Annotated in this window: 4 protein-coding genes; 1 reads left to right on the top strand and 3 read right to left on the bottom strand. The window is 56.8% G+C overall.

All coding sequences use genetic code 11. The features are described 5' to 3' along the window. The 3 genes from KR51_RS04445 to KR51_RS04435 form a co-directional block, all read right to left on the bottom strand. Positions 1-2561 (bottom strand): tetratricopeptide repeat protein (locus tag KR51_RS04445; protein ID WP_022605278.1); only part of this gene is annotated, 2561 nt, incomplete at its 3' end. 4 nt (positions 2562-2565) lie between these two features. Continuing rightward, positions 2566-2907 carry a hypothetical protein gene (locus KR51_RS17280; protein ID WP_022605277.1) on the bottom strand — a complete coding sequence of 114 codons (342 nt, stop codon included), beginning with the start codon at positions 2905-2907 and terminating at the stop codon, positions 2566-2568. A gap of 49 nt (positions 2908-2956) precedes the next feature. Next, complete coding sequence (locus KR51_RS04435) at positions 2957-3310, bottom strand: hypothetical protein (RefSeq protein ID WP_022605275.1); 354 nt, start codon at positions 3308-3310, stop codon at positions 2957-2959. 184 nt (positions 3311-3494) lie between these two features. On the opposite strand from KR51_RS04435, the gene KR51_RS04430 reads away from it, so the two are divergent. Next, entirely contained in the window at positions 3495-5723 is a 2229-nt protein-coding gene (locus tag KR51_RS04430; protein WP_022605274.1) for a DUF6851 domain-containing protein, read from the top strand. Positions 5724-6005 lie beyond the last annotated feature (282 nt).

Genomic DNA, 6005 nt, shown 5'->3' with positions numbered 1-6005 from the left:
AGTTCCGCTTCCTCGTACCGTCCTTGCGATTCGTAGAGTGCCGCCAGGTTGTTGTAACTGGTGGCGGTAGACGGGTGGTCTTCTCCCAGTATCCGTTGCCTGAGCGCCAACCCTTTTTTGTACAGCGGTTCCGCTTCCTCGTACCGCCCTTGCGATTCGTAGAGTGCCGCCAGGTTGCTGTAACTGGTGGCGGTAGACGGGTGGTCTTCTCCTAATAAGCTTTTCGCGATCCCAAGGGCGTTTTCCCCGAAGAATATCCCTTCCCGATAACGTCCTTGTTGCTCGCGTCTAAGCGATAGTTTATTACTAACCTTCAATGCAATCTCACCAGCCTCTGCAAATTGGGCGAGATCGTTAAGCATCAGCATCTGTTCGTCGGCGAGGGAACTATCTTGCCAACAATTCCAAAGTGCTTTTACCCCTTTCTCGACTAACCTTTTCTTCTCTTTCGGCTCTGGCAATAGTGGCTCAAGTATCCGCGGCACACGATAAAAGTCTTGCCCTTGGGCCACACTTTTTTCCAGTAACCCTAGGGCTACTGCTCGACGTGAATGCGCTTCCCAACCAAACCCATCCTCCCAAAGCGCTACCATCGCCGTTGAGGGCACCGCCAACTCAAATAGCAGTCCGCGAGATAACAACATCCGCAACTCCGGCGACTGCTGCTTCAACAACTCCGCCGCCAGAATATCCTCCCGAAACTCCGCCGTTGTCGCCTGCATTCGCTCCAAAATCACGGCTTTGTCCGTCTCTGCATCCTGCAACACTCCATCAAGCCACTCCAGCAACCGCGGATTCCCCTCCGCTGCCGCTTTCGCCTGGGCTTGTAGCTCGGGAGCTACCGTTGAGTTTCGTTCAAACGCCGGCAGTCGCTGATATTTTTTCAGCAGTTCGCCCCCAGCTAGGGCCGGCATCAGCACTCGCAGCATCTTTTGTTCTAAATCTGGCAGTGCCACATCATACCGACTGGTCAGAATCAACCGATGGGGCTTCGCACATTGTTGTAGCGCCTGCAGCAAATCCTTCAACGGCTGCTTCGCTTGATTTTTTAACACGGGAGTCCCGTCGGACTGAGGCTCGATATTCACCTCAAAATCATCCAGCACAAAACACAGTCGCTGTTCGCCTTTCAGCCCCTCCGCTAAAAACCGCGTCAACCGCTCCCGCCACGGCAATTTCGATTCCAATATCTGTTGGCCTCGCTCCGATTGAAACGGCGCCAATCGACCCCGAAGCACCTGCTCTGTTAAATCATCCAGCCGCTCTCGATACAACACTACCGGCTCGTACTTAAAACCCTTCAACCGCTCTAAGAGCCGCAATCCCACCGTGCTCTTCCCGTTTCCGCCCATGCCGTGCAGCAGCAATCCCACCGCATTCCGCGACAGCAAATATCGCAAACTCTGCTGCAAAATGCGTCGCCGCCCGACAAATGCTTCCCCCGTCGCCACTCGCACCTGCTGCGTCTTCGCATCCAGAAACCCTCGATCTACTTCATTCCGCTCCGGTACATAGTCAAAGCCGGGTGCCTCCGTCAACGCCTGCCAAGCCGCTTCATTGTTGCCGTCACTTCGCACCACCAGCCGCAACAAATGCCAATCGGGAATGTTCTCCTGCCGTAAAAAGCGATACGTTGCCCCTAATGCCGCGGTTAACGAATCGCCTTCCGCTAACCGCTCGTACAAACAAGCTGCGGCTTGGGTTGCGCTAGCGTCAATGACCGATCGCCCCCAGCCCAAAACCGCTGGCACCCCCTTTTGCACTAAAGCCTCCGCCATGGACGGCACCGACCCATCATTTCCGCTTTCGCCAGTCCGACAACCCGACAGAAATACCAATCGCGGCGGCTTATGACCAAACGCCTCCAGCAAATCCTCGGGGGACGTATCCGCCCGTTCTCCGGTTAGGGTTTCCGTGATGAAAAAGGGCTTCCCAGCCGCGTCCAAACTGGCGTGCCCCGTTAAATGAAACACGTCAAATTCATTCTGCTTAGACCGCCCCCAGCGCTTTTTCAACTCGTCTACACAACCACTTTCCTCCACCCGCAAACTCAGCTCCAGCTCCTCTGTAATCTTTAAAATGTTTGCTTCTTCCTGCTCGAATTCCAGCAGGGGCCGCACATCTTCTGGCGAGGTGGCCATGAACAGCAGATTCAACCCCCGATCTCGGGGTTTCAACGGCCCCACCGCGCCTTTCACCCAGCGCACGATGACCGCTGACGGTACCCGACCGACTAAAAACGACGTCCCGTCATGCAGTAACTCCCACGGCAAATTCCCCCATTGCTCGGAAACGGCGAGGGCGATCGCTAATCCACCCGCCGCGCGCTCCAGCGACTGAGTCAGCCAGCCTCCCTTCCCGTTGAGCCAATTAAACAGGTTCTGCCCCATTGCCACCAGATCTGGCCGCTTGCTATAGAAATCAGCCTCCGCCTGCGCCAGCAGGGGCTGTATCGACTCCAAATCCAAGAATTCGGACTCAATAACCCTGCCCGGCTGCCAGTAGCGCAGCTCGGCCTGACTGCCATCAATGACCCGCATTTCGACAAATAACGTATCCATGGAGTTAAAAATCCAGAGAATCCAAAATCGTTTTGAGCTGCGCTACGGTCGTATTCTCCAAATCGATCCGACGAGCGCCGATTTGAACAATCACTTTATCGATCGTTTTATCAGACGGAGCCTTTTGCTTGAAATGTCGATACCAAGCAATCAACCGCTCGGCAATTTCTAGGGTGCCCCCGACCAAGCCGACGATGGTGGCGAGGGCCGCCATAACGGTCATCGGGTCCCGTCGCGTCATACCGTCGTCACCGAGGGATTCCCAACCGGCATCGAACCCCTCCAGCTCGGTCAAAGCTTGCGCCGCAACGGCAGCCCCTGCTCCCTCAATTTCTAGTTGCAACATGCTATCTGTCTGAAAACCATGTTCTGAGTATATTCAAAGCCGGACATTTTCAGAACTGTTTATAACTTTTGTATATTGGGGCAATAGAACTCAAGGGTCCACCAAAAATCTTGCATACGTCTGCAAGGCTCGTGTAGCTGCGGTCAACTCCGCGATCGCCCTCAAGATAGAACTCCCCACCCCTCAACATGAAGTACCTCGCACCGAACCGCTCCCCGACATCCGAGCGCGCGCGATCGCGGTTCTGAATCTGCAAGAACCCTAGAATCAAAGAATGAATGTATCCGAACAATGGATTGTCGCGATCGCCCGTGCCTTGGATGCGAGAGACGAACGTCGTGGCGCGATCGCAGACCTGCACGACCAATTGGATGAAAATCTGCGCAGGACGTACCAGAAACATCCGGTCGGAAAAACGCTGAAATCTGGGAGGAATTGGGATTGACTCGGCAGATTATGAGGTTTCAATAACTAAAGAAACCCAAAATCTGGAGTATGCTCGACTAATTAACCCTACCAGGGGATTTCGGCTCATCGGCAGAGCCCTTAACGCGATCGCCACCCAACCCCAAGCAACAAGCCACCGGATGGGAGCCGCAAAGTCCGCCAGTTTCTCCACATTTGCCCGTCGCAACTTACAAATTCTCAACATGGCTAACCTAATTCTCGACGTCGAGGCGCAAACCGTAACCGTCGAAGACCCAAGTCCGACTGTTTCCGTACTGTGGGATCGAGCGCTGCAGGAAGCAGTCATCGAAGCCGCGCCTGGACCAACCGTTGCTTCGCGCGCCTACGGCATGATGCATGCCGCCATGTTCGACGCCTGGGCTCAGTACGACCCCGCCGCGATCGCCACCACCATCGGCGATCGACTGCAAGTTCCGGCAGCCGAGAACACGATCGCCAACAAAACCGAGGCGATGAGCTTCGCCGCCTATGTAGTCGCCAACGACTTGTTCCCAGAAGCGCGGGATAGCTTCGACGCGCTGATGAACGAGCTGGGATTCGACCCAACCGACGCGATCGCCGACGCGAGCACGCCCGCAGGCATCGGCACCATCGTCGCAGGAGAACTCCTCGAACTCCGACAGCAAGACGGTTCCAACCAACTCGGCGACGACCCGAACGGAACGGGCACGCCCTACTCAGACACGACCGCCTACGAACCGATCAACCCAACCCCGGAAACCATCACCGATATCGCCGCGTGGACGCCCGAGCGTATCCCGATCGACGATGCTGATGGTCCGTTGCAGAGCTTTCTGACCCCCCAATGGGGTGATGTCCTCCCCTTTGCCCTCTCCTCAGGCAGCGAATTTCGCCCGCCCGCACCCGAACCATTCCTGCTCGTTGAGGGAGCCACGACCGACCTCGAAGCGGGGACGATTGCCCTCGCCGACGGCACCGTCGTCGAGATCGCCCCGGAACTCGTCGGCACCATCATCAACCCCGACTTCATCGCCCAAGCCGAAGAAGTCATCGCCTTCAGCGCGAACCTGAGCGATCGCGACAAATTAATCGCTGAGTTTTGGGAAGATGGCGGCGGCACCTCCTTCCCGCCCGGCACCTGGATGACATTCGGACAGTTCGTGTCGGCACGCGACGAGAACACCCTCGACGACGACGCCAAGCTGTTCTTCGCCCTGGGAAATGCCGTCTTCGATGCTGGAATCGCGACCTGGGAAGCCAAGCGCTTCTACGACTACGTGCGACCGGTCCGGGCCATTCGCACCCTAGGCGAACTCGGGTTAGTCGGGGAATTCGATCCCGATTTAGGCGGGTTTGCGATCGTGGCATACGTCCAGGGCGAGGGAACCCAGACAATCCTGGCAACGGACTTCGAGACCTATCAAGAGCCTGGGAGAGAAGCTTCGCCGCCCTTCGCGGAATACACCTCCGGTCACAGCGCGTTCAGCCGAGCTGCTGCCGCGGTGTTGCAGGCTTATACGGGCAGCGATCGATTCGGCGCGAGCGTCACCTTTCCTGCCGGGTCCGCCCGCTTCGAACCCGGTCTGACACCAGCGAACGAAACGACCTTGAGCTGGGAGACATTTTTAGACGCAGCAGACGAAGCCGGGTTGTCGCGACTTTACGGAGGCATCCACTTTACCGAGGGCGATCTCTTCGGTCGCGAACTCGGCGCGCGCGTCGGTGCAGCAGTTTTTGCGGAAGCCCAAACTTATATCGAAGGCGGCCGCCAACCTCAACTCGTCTTCGGCTCGTTAGGGGATGACATCGGAACAGCAGCGGTCGAACTTGCTAACGACAACCTCGTGCGACCGACCCTCGCCTTCGCCGGAGGGGGAGACGACCTGATCGATGCGGCAGTCGGTAATTCAGTTGCCCCCGATCGCCTCTATGGCGGTTCGGGTAACGACGAACTGATTGCGGGAACGGGCGATCGCGTGTTCGGCGGCGACGGGAACGACATTCTCGATGCGACTGCGGGGGGCGGAGGCAATCGCCTTTACGGAGGCAACGGCAACGACACGCTTTTCGTCGGATCGGGCGATCGCGCGCTGGGTGGAGCGGGCGCGGACGAGATCTTTGTAACGTCCGGGGGGGGCAACACCCTCAGCGGCGGGGCAGGAGCGGACATCTTCTCGATTGCAAATGCGGAAATTCCGCCAGAGGCAACCACCATCACCGATTTCAACAGCGGCGAGGACATACTCGCAATTGGCGGCCTCGGTATTACATTCAATGACCTGACGATCGCGAGCAGCACCAACACGTCTGTTGCCTTAAACGGCTCGGAGTTGGCGATTCTGCTCGGCGTCACCGAACTAACGGCGGCAGACTTTGAATTTAGCTGAGGCTCCTGAGACTGCGCGGACTGAGAATGGCAATGACTTAAGCCGTAATCCGTGGTGTAAGAATGGGTGAGGAAAAAACATCTTTGCTCCCGTAACCTCAGCTCAACAGCAATCCAAGGTATCGAACCAGTCAGGAGGACCGTTGCTCAAGCGCCTAAAATCCTTACTTGATTTGTTCTCGCGGATTCGAGCCTCTTTAAGTCATTGCCCTTCGATTCAGATGGTGGTGAAGGAACCGTTAAAAACGTTCTAGCAAAGTGACATCCTCCCGACGCTGATGCC

This window comes from Rubidibacter lacunae KORDI 51-2, from assembly GCF_000473895.1.
GTDB classification, from domain to species: domain Bacteria; phylum Cyanobacteriota; class Cyanobacteriia; order Cyanobacteriales; family Rubidibacteraceae; genus Rubidibacter; species Rubidibacter lacunae.
The sequence above is the reverse complement of the archived record's forward strand: the minus strand, read 5'-3'. Positions and strand labels throughout refer to the sequence as shown.

Bases quoted from the DNA above. Each gene is read 5' to 3' on its own strand.
- KR51_RS17280 (WP_022605277.1), bottom strand. From the start codon at position 2,907: ATGTTGCAACTAGAAATTGAGGGAGCAGGGGCTGCCGTTGCGGCGCAA.
- KR51_RS04435 (WP_022605275.1), bottom strand. From the start codon at position 3,310: ATGTTTCTGGTACGTCCTGCGCAGATTTTCATCCAATTGGTCGTGCAG.
- KR51_RS04430 (WP_022605274.1), top strand. From the start codon at position 3,495: ATGGGAGCCGCAAAGTCCGCCAGTTTCTCCACATTTGCCCGTCGCAAC.